The sequence below is a fragment of the Mycobacterium sp. E3247 genome, from assembly GCF_001667785.1.
Taxonomy (GTDB): Bacteria; Actinomycetota; Actinomycetes; order Mycobacteriales; family Mycobacteriaceae; genus Mycobacterium.
The window spans coordinates 1-630 of record NZ_LZJG01000439.1; the positions used below are offsets into that span (position 1 = coordinate 1).

Here is a 630-nt window from a genome sequence, read left to right on the forward strand (position 1 = left end):
AGGTATGCGGCGGCGGGGATTCGGGCGATCGATTTGACCCCGGCGGCGGTGGGCCCGGCGGTGATCCCGCCGGCGAACCTGCGCCAGCATCTGGACGCGCCGAACGTCAACATGATCACCTGCGGGGGGCAGGCGACCATCCCCATCGTCTACGCGGTGAGCCGTGTGGTGGAGGTGCCGTATGCCGAGATCGTGGCGTCGGTGTCCTCGGTGTCGGCGGGTCCGGGGACGCGGGCCAACATCGATGAGTTCACCAAGACCACCAGCCGGGGCGTGGAAACCATCGGCGGCGCCCAGCGCGGCAAGGCGATCATCATCTTGAATCCGGCCGATCCGCCGATGATCATGCGCGACACCATCTTCTGCGCGATTCCCGAGGACGCCGACCGCGACGCGATCGCCCAGTCGATTCACGATGTGGTGGCCGAGGTGCAGACCTATGTGCCCGGCTATCGGCTGCTCAACGAGCCGCAGTTCGACGAGCCGTCGCTGCACTCCGGCGGGCAGGCGGTGGTGACCACGTTCGTCGAGGTGGAGGGCGCCGGGGATTACCTGCCCCCCTATGCGGGCAACCTGGACATCATGACCGCCGCGGCGACCAAGGTCGGCGAGGAGATCGCCAAGGAATCC

The 630-nt window shown here is 67.8% G+C and carries 1 protein-coding gene; it reads left to right on the forward strand.

The features are described from left to right. On the forward strand, positions 1–630 hold a 630-nt coding region (locus tag A9X04_RS22285), incomplete at both ends, for an acetaldehyde dehydrogenase (acetylating) (RefSeq protein WP_067925153.1).